This window comes from Streptomyces sp. CC0208, from assembly GCF_003443735.1.
GTDB classification, from domain to species: Bacteria; Actinomycetota; Actinomycetes; order Streptomycetales; family Streptomycetaceae; genus Streptomyces; species Streptomyces sviceus.
This window is the reverse complement of sequence record NZ_CP031969.1, coordinates 8,206,537-8,221,295: the sequence shown is the minus strand read 5'-3', so window position 1 is coordinate 8,221,295 and position 14,759 is coordinate 8,206,537. Positions and strand designations below refer to the sequence as shown.

Sequence of the window (14,759 nt, the reverse complement as noted above, 5' to 3'; positions counted from 1 at the left end):
CTGCGGTATCAGCGGCGCTTGACTGGATGATCGCCCCGGCTGCCGCAGGAAGCTCGGCCCCGGACGCTCCGCGGGGGCGCGAGACACGGCTCGACGTGGCAGGTCAAGAGCTCGTCCCGGGGGCGCTCGCTGCGAGACCCTGCATCAACTCGGTCAGCATGTCGACGGCAGGAGCCAACCATGATCAGCGGTGCACATGTCATCCTCTACAGCCAGGACGCCGAGGCGGACCGTGCCTTCATCCGTGACGTCCTCGCCTTTCCCGGCGTCGACGCGGGCGGCGGCTGGCTCGTCTTCAAGCTGCCCCCGGCCGAAGTCGCCGTGCACCCGACCGACGGTCCGCCGCAGCACGAGTTCCACCTGATGTGCGACGACCTTGATTCCCAGCTCGGCGAGTTCCGCTCCAAGGGCGTCGAGATCACCCGCCCGGTCAGCGAGCAGCGCTGGGGCAGACTGACCGCGATCCGCCTCCCCAGCGGCGCCGAACTTCCCCTGTACGAACCGCTGCATCCCCTCGCCCACGGCCTGTGACCTCGATCGGCGCGCAGCAGTCGCCGGCCCCGAGCGCCGCGGACGCTCAGGAGCATCCGTGCACGTGACCTTCGCTGCCGCAAGGTCGATACTGCCGTGAGCAGCGTCATCGCGTCCGCCGCCGACCATGATGGAGATACGACGGGCCGCCACGGACCGTCAAGATCCGATACCCACCAGGAGATACCCATGAGGATGCTGATCAACGTCCCGGAAACCGTGGTCGCGGACGCCCTGCGCGGCATGGCGGCCGCCCATCCGGAGCTCACCGTGGATGTCGAGAACCGGGTGATCGTACGGCGGGACGCCCCCGTGGCCGGGAAGGTCGCCCTGGTCTCCGGTGGCGGCTCCGGGCACGAGCCGCTGCACGGCGGATTCGTCGGACCCGGCATGCTCTCCGCGGCCTGTCCGGGCGAGGTGTTCACGTCTCCGGTGCCCGACCAGATGGTGCGGGCGGCGGCCGCCGTGGACAGTGGGGCGGGTGTGCTGTTCATCGTGAAGAACTACACCGGCGACGTGCTCAATTTCGACATGGCGGCCGAACTCGCCGAGGACGAGGGCATCCAGGTCGCGAAGGTGCTGGTCAACGACGACGTGGCGGTGACCGACAGCCTCTACACGGCCGGTCGGCGCGGTACCGGCGCCACCCTGTTCGTGGAGAAGATCGCGGGCGCCGCGGCGGAGGAGGGACAGCCGCTGGAGCGGGTGGAGGCGATCGCCCGCCAGGTCAATGAGAACTCCCGGAGTTTCGGCGTCGCGCTGAGCGCGTGCACCACGCCCGCGAAGGGCAGCCCGACCTTCGACCTGCCGGCCGGCGAGCTGGAACTGGGGGTCGGCATCCACGGCGAGCCCGGCCGGGAGCGGCGTTCGATGATGACCTCCCGGGAGATCGCCGACTTCTCGGTGCACGCGATCCTGGACGACATGAGCCCGCGCAATCCCGTGCTCGTGCTGGTCAACGGCATGGGAGCCACCCCGCTCCTGGAGCTGTACGGCTTCAACGCCGAGGTGCAGCGGGTGCTCGCCGACCGCGGGGTCGCCGTCGCCCGCACCCTGGTCGGCAACTACGTCACCTCGCTCGACATGGCCGGTGCCTCGGTCACCCTGTGCCAGGTGGACGAGGAGTTGCTGCGCCTGTGGGACGCGCCGGTGAAGACGCCGGGGCTGCGCTGGGGAGTGTGAGCAAGCGATCAACGTACCGACCACGCAAGGAGATCCAGTGCTCGACGCCGACTTCTTCCGCCGTTGGATGACGGCGACGGCCGCCTCCGTCGACCGAGAGGCGGAACGACTCACCGCCCTCGACTCGCCCATCGGGGACGCCGACCACGGCAGCAACCTCCAGCGCGGGTTCACCGCGGTCGCCGCGACCCTGGAGAAGGAGGCCCCGGACACCCCGGGCGCGGTCCTCACCCTGGCCGGACGGCAGCTCATCTCGACCGTCGGCGGCGCTTCGGGGCCCCTGTACGGGACGCTGCTGCGGCGGACCGGCAAGGCACTCGGGGACGCCGGCGAGGTCAGTGCCGAACAGCTCGCCGAGGCGCTGCAGGCGGGCGTGGAGGCGGTCATGACGCTGGGCGGGGCCGCCCCGGGCGACAAGACCATGATCGACACGCTGGTGCCGGCCGTCGACGCGCTCGGTACCGGCTTCGCGGCGGCCCGGACGGCCGCCGAGCAGGGGGCCCTGGCCACCACGCCGTTGCAGGCCCGTAAGGGCAGGGCGAGTTACCTCGGCGAACGCAGCATCGGGCACCAGGACCCGGGCGCGACCTCCGCCGCCCTGCTGATCGCCGCGCTCGCGGAGGCCGCGGGTGAGTGACAAGAAGCTGGTCGGGATCGTGCTGGTGTCGCACAGCGCGGAGGTCGCCGCGTCCGTGGCGGAGCTGGCGAAGGGGCTCTCGGGCGGTGGCACCGAGGTGCCCGTCGCCGCGGCCGGGGGCACCGACGGCGGCGGACTCGGTACGAGCGCGGAGCTGATCGCCGGCGCGGCCGCCGCCGTGGACCGCGGAGCCGGGATCGCCGTCCTGACCGACCTCGGCAGTGCGGTGCTCACCGTCAAGGCGCTGCTCGCGGAGGGGGACGAACTCCCCGAGGGCACACGGCTGGTGGACGCCCCGTTCGTCGAGGGAGCGGTCGCCGCGGTCGTCACGGCGGCGACCGGAGCGGACCTCGCGGCGGTCGAGGCGGCGGCCGCGGAGGCGTACGACTACCGGAAGGTGTGACGAGTACCGGAAGGTGTCACGGCTACCGGAAGGTGTGGCGGCTTCCACGACGGCTGGTCGGCGGTGCGGCGGATCCTGGCGGGATCACTTCTCCTGCACGAACAGCGCCGCCAGCCGCTCCCCCGTCGCGACGGCGGCGGCATGGTCCTCGATCGGCTTCACCTGCGTGTTCCGGAAGACGATGTAGGTGACACCGGAGGGCGTGCCGCCCCCGCGCGGATCGGGACGGATGCCGAGGGCCTTGGCGGTGGCGTAGGACGCCTCGCCGATGATGTGACCCGGGCCCACGTCCCCGACCACGGCGTACCGCACCTGGTCCCCGTACACGACCGCCGCGACGGCGCCGCCGCGCACCCCGTGCCGGCGGTGGTCCCAGATCCGGCTCGGGGCCGGCACCACGATGTACGGCAGGCGCTCGGCGCTCAGGTAGCGGCCGTCGGACTGCTGGAAGGCGGTGGCGTCGGAGAACAGCGGGTCGGTGCGGCGGCTGCAGCGGGGACCGGGCCTGCCGTCGCAGTCGATGTCCATGTCGGCCTTCCAGAAGACGGCGTCCCGGGTGCCGCAGACGGGGATGCTCGCGGCCGTGCCGTCGTCACTGCGGTAACGGCCGCGTGAGACGGGTTCGCACGTGCGCACCCTGGCCAGGAGGTCGGCGGCCGCGACCCTCCCCTCGCGCCGCACCACCGGCTCCGTCCGGGCGGTGCCGTGCTCCATGGCGGGGGACGTCGTCGGGGCGAGCAGAGCGGCACTTGCCGCGGCCAGCGTCAGCGACTGGACACGCACGATAAGGGACCCTCTCCTCGGGGGCATTGACGGGCACTCAGCCCAATCTGATGCCGCTTCAGCCGGGCAGCCACCGCAGAGGGCCGGACGGGGCAGGGGCCGGGGGCCCGAGTTCTCGACGAACCCCGGCCTCCCGGCCACCCGACGGCGCGGGGACAGCGACGACAGCGGTCCGCGCCACCGGCACGAACTCCGTTTCCCTCGTGGAGAGTTCGGCCGAGAAGGTCTTCAGCATACGTAACCCTCCCCGGGCCCCACCCACACGGTCCGCCCCCTTGCCGCGAGCATCCGACCGGCGCCATATTGGTCCGGACCATTGCCGTGGTGTTCTCCCGGGAGGCTGAGACGTGCGAGGCGTTCCCGTCCCCCTGTGCCTCTGCGCCGCGCTCGCCCTCGTCGGCGCCTGCGGAGGGGGCGGCCCGGACGACGGCGAGAGCGGCCGCCTGCCCGCCGCCCCCGTGGGCGTCACCGCCGCCGCGGGCAGCGCGACCAGTGTGCACGTGATGTGGAACGCCCTCGGCGCGGGAATCGAGCGCTACGAGGTATATCGCGGCACCACAAAGGTCGAGGATGTGCCGGGTTCACAGCACATGGTGGATGTCACCAGACTCAAGCCCACCACCCCGTATGTCTTCACCGTGCGGGCCCGCGACACCGAGGGGCGCCTGGGCCCGCCCAGCCGGGAGGCGCGGGCGACGACCCCGGCGGCCGCGGCGGCGGACCGCTCGGCCCCGACCCCTCCCGGTGAGCTGCGGGGCCGGACGGCGGGCAGCCGGGCAGTCCAGCTGAGCTGGGCGGCCTCGGCGGACAACCGGGACGTGGTGTCGTACGACATCTGTCAGAGCGGCACGAAGATCCACAGTGTGGGCGGGGACCAGACGGCGGCCGTGGTCACCGGGCTGCGTCCGGGCACCCGCTACTCCTTCACCGTCCGGGCCCGGGACGCCGCCGACAACCTCTCGCCGGCCGGGCACACCGTCCGCCTCACCACTCCGGGCCGCGACGACGGCCGGGACACGGCACCGACGGACTTCCGTGCGAGCACCCGGAGGGCGGCCGACGGCGCGTACTACCTCGACCTGTCCTGGACGCCGCCCCGGTCGGACGGTGTCGTCACGGAGTACCAGGTCCACCTCGACGGCAGGGCGGCCACCTCGCTCGTGTTCGGCGGGGCACCTCCGCGCGGGAGGGCGACGTACGACTTCTATCTGGGACGGGAGGCCGGGGAGAGGCACCGGGTGCGGATCCGGGCGCGGCTGCCCGACGGCACCTGGGGCGGGCTGTCGGCTGAGCGCTCGGTGACGACGGGCGCGCCCACTGCCCCATGACGGCCACTCACGGCTGCGCCGGACGGAGCAGCCCGTCACCTGTCCGGCGGCGCTCCGCATGCGGGCCGGGCCCCGGACACGTTGGCTGTCCCCGAGGCAGCACGGGCTTCCCCCACCTCGGCGGCGCCACGGATGTACCGCCAACCGTGCCGCCGGAGGGCAGTCCATGCGCACTGAACAGCTTCTTCTCCGCTCCGGCCTGACCGTCGCGGCCGTCGCCGCGCTGCCGCTCACCCTGACCACCGGGCCGGCCGCCGCGGCATCGGGCATCTCCGTGAGCACCTCCGGATCGACGGTCTCCGTCACGACGACGGCCTGCTCCCGTACCGCGACGACCGGCGGCTGGGGCACCGCGTCACTCCTCACCAGCAGCCAGGCGAACTTCAGCCAGGGCCGCCAGGTGGCCCTGTCCGGGACCACCTCGCTGCAGTCCGCGGCCTGGTCGAACGTGAGCCCCGGGACATACACCGTCATCGTGATGTGCGCCTTCAACAACAGCACGGCGGGCACCCAGTCGATCATCGTCTCGGGCACCGCCACGCCGACGATCTCGGCGACGGCCTCGGCCTCCCCGTCCCGCGGTGTCATGGGCGGTCTCGGCGGCGCCACCAAGGACTACGGCACCATGACGCTGGCGGTCGGCGGCGGCCTGGTGGCGGTCGGCGCGGTGGCCGCGGGATGGTTCCTGCGCCGTCGCTCGCGGCCGTACCGCCTCTGAAGACCTCCGACTCCCGGTCGCGGCCGTAGGAACGCGAAAAGTCTTCAGCTGTCCGGGAGTTCCGCGAACTCCCGCAGTGCCTCGGTGAGCCACTGTGTCCAGAAGGTCTCCAACTCGATGCCCGCGCGCAGGACCAGGTGCTGAAGCCTGGCCTGCGCGCTGTCGTTGCCGGGTGGGAAGTCGCGCTTCTCGATCTCCTCGTACTCGGCCAACTGCCGTCGGTGCAGGTCGAGATGGCGGCGCAGGTCGGCTTCCAGGCCCTCCGTGCCGACGACGGCCGCCGCGCGCAGCCGCAGCAGCAGGGTGTCCCGGTGCGGCTTGGGGTCCTGCGCCGCGGCCGTCCAGCGTTCGAGTTCGGCGCGGCCCGCGGGCAGGACCTCGTAGCTCTTCTTCTGCCCGCGGGTCGGCCGGTCCTCCGCGATGGCGCGGATGTGGCCCTCGGCCTCCAGTTTTCCGAGCTCGCGATAGATCTGCTGGTGCGAGGCCGACCAGAAGTAGCCGATCGACCTGTCGAACCGGCGGGTCAGGTCCAGCCCCGCCGACGGCCTTTCGAGCAGTGCGGTGAGGATCGCGTGCGGGAGTGACATGGGCTCATCCTAGGGACGCCCCCTAGAGGGCGGCCGCGACCTCGGTGCCCTGCTTGACGGCCCGCTTGGCGTCCAGTTCGGCGGCCACGTCGGCACCGCCGATCAGGTGCGCGCTGCGGCCCGCGGCGACGAGCTCCTCGTACAGGTCCCGGCGCGGTTCCTGCCCGGTGCACAGCACGATGGTGTCGACCTCCAGGACCGTGCTCTCCTCGCCGACGGTGACATGCAGTCCGGCGTCGTCGATGCGGTCGTAGCGGACCCCGGGGACCATGGTGACGCCCCGGAGCTTGAGCTCGGTGCGGTGGATCCAGCCGGTGGTCTTGCCGAGCCCGGCCCCGACCTTGCTGGTCTTGCGCTGGAGGAGGTGCACGGTGCGGGGCGGGGCAGGGCGTTCGGGGGCCGCGAGTCCGCCGGGTGCCGTGTAGTCCATGTCGACGCCCCACTGGCGGAAGTACGTCTCGGGGTTCTCGTGCGCCTTGTCGCCGCCGTCGGTGAGGAACTCGGCGACGTCGAAGCCGATGCCGCCCGCGCCGAGGATCGCGACCCGGTCGCCGACGGGAACGGCGTCGCGCAGGACGTCGAGGTAGCCGACCACGCTGGGGTGGTCGACGCCCGGGATGTCCGGGGTGCGCGGGGTGACTCCGGTGGCGACCACGACCTCGTCGAAGGCGTCCAAGTCCGCGCAGGAAACGGGGGTGTTGAGCCGTACGTCGACGCCGTGGGCGTCCAGCTGGTGGCGGAAGTAGCGGATCGTCTCGTCGAACTCCTGCTTGCCGGGGACCCGGCGGGCGACGTTGAGCTGGCCGCCGATCTCGCTCGCGGCGTCGAACAGGGTGACCTCGTGGCCGCGTTCGGCGGCGCTCACGGCACAGGCGAGTCCGGCCGGTCCCGCACCGACGACCGCGACCCGCTTCTTCAACCGCGTGGGGGCCAGCACCAGTTCGGTCTCGTGGCAGGCGCGCGGGTTGACCAGGCAGGAGGTGATCTTCCCGCCGAAGGTGTGGTCGAGGCAGGCCTGGTTGCAGCCGATGCAGGTGTTGATCGCCTCGGGCGTACCGGCCGCGGCCTTGTTCACGAACTCCGGGTCGGCGAGCATCGGGCGGGCCATCGAGACCATGTCCGCGTACCCGTCGGCGAGCAACTCCTCGGCCAGCTCGGGGGTGTTGATGCGGTTGGTGGTCACGAGCGGGATCGACACCTCGCCCATGAGCCGCTTCGTCACCCAGGTGTAGGCCCCGCGCGGCACCGAGGTCGCGATGGTGGGGATGCGGGCCTCGTGCCAGCCGATGCCGGTGTTGATGATCGTGGCCCCGGCGGCCTCGACGGCCCTGGCCAGGGTGATCACCTCGTCGAGCGTGGAGCCGCCCGGGACGAGGTCCAGCATGGACAGCCGGTAGACGATGATGAAGTCCTCGCCGACGGCCTCGCGCACCCGCCGCACGATCTCCACGGGCAGGCGCATGCGGTTCTCGTACGAGCCGCCCCAACGGTCGGTGCGGTGGTTGGTCTGCGCGGCGATGAACTCGTTGATGAGGTAGCCCTCGGAGCCCATGATCTCCACGCCGTCGTAGCCGGCCTGCCGGGCGAGGCGGGCGGTGCGGGCGTAGTCGTCGATGGTCCGCTCGACCTCGGCGTCGGTGAGCTCGCGGGGCACGAAGGGGCTGATCGGCGCCTGGAGGGGGCTCGGGGCGACGAGGTCCCGGTGGTAGGCGTACCGGCCGAAGTGCAGGATCTGCATCGCGATCCGGCCGCCCTCGCGGTGCACGGCCTCGGTGATGGTCCGGTGCTGCTCGGCCTCCGCGTCCGTGGTGAGCTTGGCACCGCCCTCACCGGGCCGTCCCTCGTCGTTGGGTGCGATGCCGCCGGTGACGATCAGGCCCACTCCCCCGCGTGCCCGCTCCGCGTAGAAGGCGGCCATGCGCTCGAAGCCGCGCTCGGCCTCCTCCAGGCCGACGTGCATGGAGCCCATCAGCACGCGGTTGGGCAGGGTGGTGAAGCCCAGGTCGAGCGGGTTCAGCAGGTGCGGGTAACGGCTCATCGGGCCCCTCCGTCGCGGTCTCGTGCTCTCTGTTGTAGAGGACCGCGACGCGTTTATGCAACTAGTTGCACAACCGGGAGGGGTGATGCGGGCCACGTCGACGACTTCAGGTGCAGGTGCCCTTGCCGCTCGTCCCGCCGGGCTTCTCCGTCTCGGCCGCGGCCAGACTTCCCAGCAGGGCGAGGGCCTGCTCGGACGGACTGCCGGGCTCGGCCTGATACACGACCAACTGTTGGCCGGGGGCGCTGTTGACGGTCAACGACTCGTAGTCCAGGGTCAGTTCACCGACCAGCGGATGCCGGAAGCGTTTCCTCTCGCGGGTCTTGCGGCGGATGTCGTGGCGGGCCCAGAGCCGGCCGAACTCCGCGCTGCGCAGCGAGAGTTCGCCGACCGCGGCGACCAGCCGCGGATCCTCGTGACCGGTCCCCGCCTCGGCGCGCAGCGCGGCCACGGTGTTCACCGCCACGGACTCCCAGTCCGGGTAGAACCCGCGCGCGTCCGGATCGAGGAAGACCAGCCGCGGCAGATCCCCGCTGTGGGCGTGGCCGGCGAACAGCGCGCCGCCGAGGACGTTGTGGGCCAGCACGGTCAGGCACCGGTCCAGGACCACCGCCGGAGTGCGGTGCCAGCCCTCCATCATCCGCAGCAGCACCGGACTCACCGCCTCGGGCCGCCGACCGCCCCGGGGCCGGTCGGCCACGGGGCGGGCCAGCCCGTGCAGATGGTCGACGGCGTCCCCCTCCAGGCCCAGGACCCGTGCCAGCGCGTCGACCACCTGCGCCGAGGGGTTCCGCTCGCGTCCCTGCTCCAGGCGCACGTAGTAGTCGGTGCTGACCCCGGCCAGCACCGCGACCTCCTCGCGGCGCAGGCCCGCCACCCGGCGCCGGCTCCCGGCCGGAAGACCCGCGTCCGCGGGCCGGACGAGGGCACGGCGGGCGCGCAGGAAGAGACCGAGCCGGTTGTCACTGTCCATGGCCTCGACCCTAGGACGGGCCGCGGACCCGAGGGAGTCCGCACAGTGGCCGCGGTACTCCTACGACCGGCTCTCCTCGGGGTGGTACGGCCTGGTCACCGTCCTGGACGGGCCGCATCGTCGACGGCATGACCCACACCTGGAACCTCACCCACCGCGTCGCGGTCGTCACCGGTGCCACCAGCGGGATCGGCGCGGCCACGGCCCGGAGCCTCACCGCCGCCGGTGCGAGCGTCGCGCTGCTGGGCCGCCGCGAGGACCGCCTCAAGACGCTGGCGGACGAACTGCGCTCCTCCGCCACCGGTACGGTCCTGCCCGTCGCCGTGGACCTGACCGACGCCTCGGCGGTCACGCGGGCGGCCGGCGCCGTCACCGGGACGCTCGGCACCGTCGACCTGGTCGTGGCCAACGCCGGCGTCATGCTGGGCGCCCCCTTCGAGCGCGCGGAGGCCGACGAGTGGGATCGCATGATCGACGTCAACCTGCGCGGTCTGCTGCACACGTCCCGCGCCTTCACCGACGATCTCCTCGCGGCGGCCTCCCGCGGCGGTCCGGCCGACCTCGTCCACGTCGGTTCCGTGGGCGGGCATCTCCTCTTCCCCGACTGGTCCGTCTACTGCGCCACCAAGGCGGCCGTCGCCCACCTCACGCGCAATCTGCGCGCCGAGCTCGGTCCGCGCGGTGTCCGCGTGAAGAACATCGAGCCCGGGGTCGCCACGACCGAGCTGGGAGCCGACATGCGGGACGCCGAGACCCGGGCGTCCCTGTCCCGTATGCGAACCGGCCTGACGCCCCTGGCCGCGACGGACATCGCGGAAGCCATCGCCTTCGCGGTGGCGGCTCCGCCGAACGTCAACGTCGCCGAGATGGTGGTGGTCCCGGTGCGGCAGGGCTGATCACCGGGTGGCCGGTCGCACGCCCGCGAGGGCGCGGGATCCGCGCGACCGGCCACGACGGCACCGCGGACCGTCACCGACTCTCGAGCCTCACATGCAGTTCCCGCTCCTGGTCCCCCGAAGCGGACGCGAGATCCTTCACCGTGAACATGGAGTCCAAGGTCTCGCGAAGCCTCTCGATGGCCCAGTACCCGCCCTGCGCATCGGCCTCCACGGAGGCCGACAGCCGGGCAGGCGGCGGACACGACCGCGCCTCGGTCACTTCGAAGGTCCCCATCCACACCATCGGGCGCGACTCGTGCAACTGCTGCGGCACGTCGTCGGCTCCCCGGTCCGACTCGAAGCAGGTGTTCAGCGTGTCGAAGACGATCCGCGCGTCCTCCGCGCTGCATCCGCTGATCTCCAGGGAGACGGATTCCTCGTGCTCTTGCTCACGATCCATCGTGGTCGCTCCTCTCGTGGCGATGACCGGACCGCCGGGTTCCCAGCAAGCCGCACCACACCCCCAGAAAAGCACCACCTTTCCCGGAGCACTACCGGCGAGGGTGTTCAGCGCCGCGGACGGTCCCGGTGCGGGTCGAACAGGGGTACGGCGATTCCGGCGAGCACCAGGCCCAGGGCCACGAGAAGGCCCTCGGGCAGTGCCATGCCCGCGGCGAGGAGCGCCAGGGCGACGGCCAGGGTCCCCCAGGCCCCGGCGCGCCGGTATTCGCGGGGCCGAGCGGGGCGGCCCGATCCCAACGCACAGGCGAACCGTGGGTCGTCGCGCTCCAGCCGTGCCGCGAGATCGACCAGGTGCTCGTCGTCGGGCTGGCGCATGACTCCTCCTTCACACGGCCCGTACCGTTCGGCGTCCGCCCCGACCGCGACGGGACCGGCGCCGGTGCGGTGTCGTCCCCGGGTGTCCGGGTACGACGACGGGACCCCAGGGCCCGGGCCGGCAGCTGGGCCCGCTCCGCGGCCACGGGGCCGAGTACGGCCAGAACAAGGACATACCCGGCGATGAACGGCGCCAGACGTGCGCCGCGGGCCACCAGGTGGTCGCGATGTCGGCGGCGGGCTGGGCACCGTAGCCGTAGAGGCGGGGCGCGCGACGAGCAGGGCGGCGACGGACGTGACGACTCCGGGGTCGATGGACAGTCCGTAGGCGGAGAAGGAGATCGCGGCGAAGGCGTCGCGCAGCGCGTGCCGTACCAGGCGGCGGCCGACACCAGCAGGAACCCGAAGCCGAGACCGGCGCCGACGTTCGCCAGGGCGTGGGTGCCGCCCGCCGCGAGCAGGCGCCTGCCGCCGGTGCTCAGGTCGTCGACGTGGAACTCCAGGCCCAGGTAGAACAGCAACAGCACCAGGCCGAGCGCGGAGAGCATCTCGAACGTCGTACAGGTTGTGTCTCCCCGCCATCGGTGCCGACCCTCCTTTCGCGAAGGGCCGGCACCCGCCCGTCAGGGGCTCAACTCCTGGTGAAGCGGTACGTCTTGCTGTCCGTCAGGACGCAGAAGCCGGGTGAGACGACGATCACCCGCAGGGTTCCGGTACGGCGGTCGTAGTCGATGCCCTCCGCCTCGAACGTGCCGGAGCACCCGCTCCTGAGGGGCAGTTGACGCAGTGCCGTGACATGCCCGGTGACGTTCGCCGATCCGGTCGGGGCGGCGGTCAGGTCGATCTGGAGGAGCGGTTTGGTGTAGCCGAAGAGCGTGCCCGCCGGGTCGTCCGAGGAGCAGAGCAGCTGGGTGGCGCTCAGGAAGTCGCAGCCCTGTACGTCCCGGACGGCGTGGTCGAGGGTGACGGTGGCCGCCTGGGGAAGATTCGCCGAGGGCGAGGTGCTGGCGTTGACGCCGGGCGTGGGAAAGACCAGGAAGCGGGTCATGGTGCCCCACTCACCGGAGAGCATCCACTGTCCGTCGGGCGAGACGGCGACCCAGGAGTTGTTGAGCGCCTCGCCCGGGCTGAGCGCGTGGACGTACTCGGACCAGGTCCCGTTCGGCGCCTGCACGCGGTACATCTTCGCGGTGCCGGAGTCCGCCTGGTAGGGCTCGATGTAGTGGCCGTCGTAGGAGGCGTCGGGGTCGCCCACGTGGTTCCAGCCGCGGGTGGAGACGCCGATGGGGATGGTGCCGATGCCGGTGTACCGGTTGGCGGCTCCGGCGGGAACCTCGACCGAGGTGAGGCCCTGGCTCTCGGTGAGCGGGTCGGCGCGGTCGGAACCGGCCTCCGTCCAGGTGTCGGCGGCGGAGGCCGACGGTGCGGCGGCCAGGACGGCCGTCGCGATGAGGGCGACGAGGGCGGCGAGCAGCGCGTGACAACGCTGTCTGGCGCGCAGGGGCATGGAGAACTCCTGAGACTCCTGGAGCGGGGGTGAGGTGGTCGGCGGACAGTCTGGCGCCCCACTACGGTCATGTACAGGCCAATCGAAGGAACAAGCGGCTTTCGTCACCCCGGCGCATTCCACCGGACGCGCCCCCTCGTGTTGAGGGATGGTGGAAGAACACGACCGCGTGGTCACGGAGGCGGTTGAACGCGGTAGAACAAGGGGAGTCGGCACAGGGCTACGGCGTGCCGCGAGGACGGTCTAAGGCGGTTCGTGCAATGGGTGCAGCCGGAATACCCACCTCCGAGGGCGGAGAGCCCCCGCGCGGGGCGGTGCGGCCGAGCGGGCTGCTCGACGAGTTGGGCATGGCCTCGGTGGTGCTGGACGCCAAGGGCCACATCGTGCTGTGGAGCCCGCAAGCAGAGGAACTGTTCGGCTACGGCGCGCGGGAGGCGCTGGGGCAGTACGCGGCCCACCTGATGATCCACGAGCAGCACTCCGACCTGGTCGTCAAGCTGTTCGCGGACGTCATGGAGACCGGCCAGAGCTGGGCCGGCGCCTTCCCCGTCCGGCGTAAGGACGGCGCCACCAAGCTGGTGGAGTTCCGCAACATGCGGCTGCTGGACGACCGCGGTGACGTCTACGCGCTCGGGTTGTGCGCCGACCAGTCGACCGTGCGCCGCCTGGAGCGGGACGTGGCGCTGTCGACCCGGATGATCTCCCAGTCCCCGATCGGGCTGGCCGTGCTGGACACCGAGCTGCGGTACGTCTCGGTGAACCCGGCTCTGGAACTGATGAACGGCGTGCCGGCCGAGGAGCACGTCGGGCGGAAGATCGGCGAGGTGCTGCCGCATCTCGACGTGGCCGCCTTCGAGGCCGCCGCCCGCGAGGTGCTGCGCACCGGCAAGCCACTGGTGGACCAGCACACGGTCGGCCGTACGCCCGCGGATCCCGACACGGACCACGCCTGGTCGGTCTCGCTGTACCGCCTGGAGGACGCGCTGGGCACCGTCCTGGGGGTGGCGGGTTCGGTGCTGGACGTCACCGAGCAGCATCTGGCGACGGTGGAGGCCGAGACGGCCCGGCGCCGCCTCGCGCTCGTCGCGGACGCCTCGGCCCGCATCGGCACCACCCTCGACCTGGACCGCACCGCCCGCGAGCTGGCCGACGTGGCGGTGCCGGAGCTCGCGGACGTGGCGGCCGTGGACCTGCTGGAGGCGGTGGTACAGGGCAGGCCGAGCACCCTGCGGCCCACCGAGCCCGCCGTGATGCGTCCCCTGGCCGTCGAGGCGGCCGGTGCCCCGGACGCCCTGGGCGCGGCCGACCCGCCCGGGCAGGTCGCCCGGTACGCCCCCGAGCGCCTGGTCACCGAGTGCGTGCGCACGGGGACCTCGGTCCTGGTGGCGCAGGTCGGGCCCGAGGACCTGGTCCGCATCGCCCGCTCACCGGAGGCGGCCGCCCTGCTGGCCAGAGCCGGAGTGCACTCCTACCTCGCCGTGCCGCTGATCGCGCGCGGCGAGGTGCTCGGCGCCCTCGACCTCAAGCGCGTCCACAATCCGGAGCCCTTCGGCGAGGACGACCTGCTGCTGGCCCGGGAGCTGGCGGCCCGCGCGGCGGTGCAGATCGACAACGCCCGCTGGTACCAGGACGCCCGCAACACCGCTCTCACCCTCCAGCGCAGCCTGCTGCCCAGCCATCCGGCGGTGACCGGCGGCCTGGAGGTCGCCTCCCGCTACCAGCCCGCGGGCGCCACCGCCGAGGTCGGCGGCGACTGGTTCGACGTCATCCCGCTCGGCGAGGGCAAGACCGCGCTGGTCGTGGGCGATGTGATGGGCAGCGGCATCAACGCCGCCGCGACCATGGGCCGGCTGCGCACCGCGACCAACACCCTGGCCTCCCTCGACCTGGACCCGGCCAAGCTCCTCGAACACCTCGACCGGATCACCGAGGACCTGGACCACTCCATCGCCACCTGCGTGTACGCCGTGCACGATCCGGGCCTCGGGCAGTGCCGGATCGCCAACGCCGGGCACCTGCCTCCGGTGCGGCTGCGCCCCGGCCGTCCCCCCCGAACTGCTCGAACTGCCCACGGGGGCGCCGCTGGGCGTGGGCGGTGTCGCCTTCTCCACCACCACCGTCGACCTCGCACCCGGTGACCGTCTCGTCCTGTACACGGACGGTCTCGTCGAGACCCGCCAGCATCCGCTCGACGAGCGCCTGGACGCACTCCTCGACCTGCTCGACACCCCCGACGGGCCGCTGGAGGAGATCTGCGACCTGCTGCTGCGCACACTGCACCAGCCGGACAACTCCGACGACGTGGCGCTGCTGATCGCGCGGGTGCAGTCGCAGGCGACCTGAAGGACGTGCGCCGC

Annotated in this window: 14 protein-coding genes and 2 pseudogenes; 8 read left to right on the top strand and 8 right to left on the bottom strand. The window is 72.2% G+C overall.

Going from position 1 to position 14,759, the window contains the following annotated elements; genetic code table 11:
• Window positions 1-180 precede the first annotated feature (180 nt).
• The 4 genes from D1369_RS37710 (at window position 181) to D1369_RS37695 (ending at window position 2,753) form a co-directional block, all read left to right on the top strand.
• Window positions 181-531, top strand: a complete 351-nt coding sequence (locus tag D1369_RS37710; RefSeq protein WP_007379969.1) for a hypothetical protein — start codon at window positions 181-183, stop codon at window positions 529-531.
• Between the two features lie 189 nt (window positions 532-720).
• A complete protein-coding gene (dhaK, locus tag D1369_RS37705) occupies window positions 721-1,713 on the top strand; it encodes a dihydroxyacetone kinase subunit DhaK (RefSeq protein WP_007379970.1) in 993 nt (330 codons plus the stop codon).
• Between the two features lie 37 nt (window positions 1,714-1,750).
• Window positions 1,751-2,350 carry a dihydroxyacetone kinase subunit DhaL gene (gene dhaL / locus D1369_RS37700; RefSeq protein WP_118082898.1) on the top strand — a complete coding sequence of 200 codons (600 nt, stop codon included), beginning with the start codon at window positions 1,751-1,753 and terminating at the stop codon, window positions 2,348-2,350.
• Complete coding sequence (locus D1369_RS37695) at window positions 2,343-2,753, top strand: PTS fructose transporter subunit IIA (protein ID WP_118082897.1); 411 nt, start codon at window positions 2,343-2,345, stop codon at window positions 2,751-2,753. The genes dhaL and D1369_RS37695 overlap by 8 nt, the downstream gene beginning before the upstream one ends.
• An 84-nt stretch (window positions 2,754-2,837) precedes the next feature.
• Here the strand turns inward: D1369_RS37695 and D1369_RS37690 are convergent, their stop codons facing one another.
• A complete protein-coding gene (locus tag D1369_RS37690) occupies window positions 2,838-3,536 on the bottom strand; it encodes a glycoside hydrolase family 75 protein (protein ID WP_118082896.1) in 699 nt (232 codons plus the stop codon).
• 347 nt (window positions 3,537-3,883) lie between these two features.
• Here D1369_RS37690 and D1369_RS37685 point away from each other — a divergent pair, with 347 nt between their 5' ends.
• Window positions 3,884-4,864 carry a fibronectin type III domain-containing protein gene (locus D1369_RS37685; protein WP_118082895.1) on the top strand — a complete coding sequence of 327 codons (981 nt, stop codon included), beginning with the start codon at window positions 3,884-3,886 and terminating at the stop codon, window positions 4,862-4,864.
• A gap of 166 nt (window positions 4,865-5,030) precedes the next feature.
• A complete protein-coding gene (locus D1369_RS37680) occupies window positions 5,031-5,582 on the top strand; it encodes a hypothetical protein (RefSeq protein WP_007379973.1) in 552 nt (183 codons plus the stop codon).
• A 44-nt stretch (window positions 5,583-5,626) separates the two neighbouring features.
• On the opposite strand, the gene D1369_RS37675 is transcribed toward D1369_RS37680, so the two are convergent.
• The 3 genes from D1369_RS37675 to D1369_RS37665 form a co-directional block, all read right to left on the bottom strand.
• Complete coding sequence (locus D1369_RS37675) at window positions 5,627-6,169, bottom strand: PadR family transcriptional regulator (RefSeq protein ID WP_118082894.1); 543 nt, start codon at window positions 6,167-6,169, stop codon at window positions 5,627-5,629.
• 22 nt (window positions 6,170-6,191) lie between these two features.
• A complete protein-coding gene (locus D1369_RS37670) occupies window positions 6,192-8,207 on the bottom strand; it encodes an NADPH-dependent 2,4-dienoyl-CoA reductase (RefSeq protein ID WP_118082893.1) in 2,016 nt (671 codons plus the stop codon).
• A 106-nt stretch (window positions 8,208-8,313) separates the two neighbouring features.
• Window positions 8,314-9,180 (bottom strand): helix-turn-helix transcriptional regulator, encoded by an 867-nt coding sequence (locus D1369_RS37665; RefSeq protein ID WP_037898949.1) that lies wholly within the window; start codon window positions 9,178-9,180, stop codon window positions 8,314-8,316.
• A 128-nt stretch (window positions 9,181-9,308) separates the two neighbouring features.
• Here D1369_RS37665 and D1369_RS37660 point away from each other — a divergent pair, with 128 nt between their 5' ends.
• Window positions 9,309-10,076, top strand: coding sequence for an SDR family oxidoreductase (locus tag D1369_RS37660; protein ID WP_007379977.1), 768 nt, complete (start codon window positions 9,309-9,311; stop codon window positions 10,074-10,076).
• A gap of 73 nt (window positions 10,077-10,149) precedes the next feature.
• On the opposite strand, the gene D1369_RS37655 is transcribed toward D1369_RS37660, so the two are convergent.
• From D1369_RS37655 to D1369_RS37640, 4 genes and pseudogenes are all read right to left on the bottom strand, one after another.
• A complete protein-coding gene (locus D1369_RS37655) occupies window positions 10,150-10,518 on the bottom strand; it encodes a hypothetical protein (RefSeq protein ID WP_118082892.1) in 369 nt (122 codons plus the stop codon).
• A 107-nt stretch (window positions 10,519-10,625) separates the two neighbouring features.
• Window positions 10,626-10,895 carry a DUF3040 domain-containing protein gene (locus tag D1369_RS37650; RefSeq protein WP_118083174.1) on the bottom strand — a complete coding sequence of 90 codons (270 nt, stop codon included), beginning with the start codon at window positions 10,893-10,895 and terminating at the stop codon, window positions 10,626-10,628.
• Window positions 10,896-11,002: 107 nt separating this feature from the next.
• A pseudogene (locus D1369_RS44205) lies at window positions 11,003-11,449 on the bottom strand (hypothetical protein); the annotation flags it as partial.
• Between the two features lie 77 nt (window positions 11,450-11,526).
• Window positions 11,527-12,402 (bottom strand): hypothetical protein, encoded by an 876-nt coding sequence (locus D1369_RS37640; protein ID WP_007379978.1) that lies wholly within the window; start codon window positions 12,400-12,402, stop codon window positions 11,527-11,529.
• A gap of 260 nt (window positions 12,403-12,662) precedes the next feature.
• Between D1369_RS37640 and D1369_RS37635 the strand changes: the two are divergent.
• Window positions 12,663-14,745, top strand: a pseudogene (locus D1369_RS37635) (SpoIIE family protein phosphatase).
• Window positions 14,746-14,759: the final 14 nt, after the last annotated feature.

Coding starts and splice junctions, on each gene's coding strand:
- D1369_RS37710 (WP_007379969.1), top strand. CDS start 181: ATGATCAGCGGTGCACATGTCATCCTCTACAGCCAGGACGCCGAGGCG.
- dhaK (WP_007379970.1), top strand. CDS start 721: ATGAGGATGCTGATCAACGTCCCGGAAACCGTGGTCGCGGACGCCCTG.
- D1369_RS37680 (WP_007379973.1), top strand. CDS start 5,031: ATGCGCACTGAACAGCTTCTTCTCCGCTCCGGCCTGACCGTCGCGGCC.
- D1369_RS37675 (WP_118082894.1), bottom strand. CDS start 6,169: ATGTCACTCCCGCACGCGATCCTCACCGCACTGCTCGAAAGGCCGTCG.
- D1369_RS37670 (WP_118082893.1), bottom strand. CDS start 8,207: ATGAGCCGTTACCCGCACCTGCTGAACCCGCTCGACCTGGGCTTCACC.
- D1369_RS37665 (WP_037898949.1), bottom strand. CDS start 9,180: ATGGACAGTGACAACCGGCTCGGTCTCTTCCTGCGCGCCCGCCGTGCC.
- D1369_RS37660 (WP_007379977.1), top strand. CDS start 9,309: ATGACCCACACCTGGAACCTCACCCACCGCGTCGCGGTCGTCACCGGT.
- D1369_RS37655 (WP_118082892.1), bottom strand. CDS start 10,518: ATGGATCGTGAGCAAGAGCACGAGGAATCCGTCTCCCTGGAGATCAGC.
- D1369_RS37650 (WP_118083174.1), bottom strand. CDS start 10,895: ATGCGCCAGCCCGACGACGAGCACCTGGTCGATCTCGCGGCACGGCTG.
- D1369_RS37640 (WP_007379978.1), bottom strand. CDS start 12,402: ATGCCCCTGCGCGCCAGACAGCGTTGTCACGCGCTGCTCGCCGCCCTC.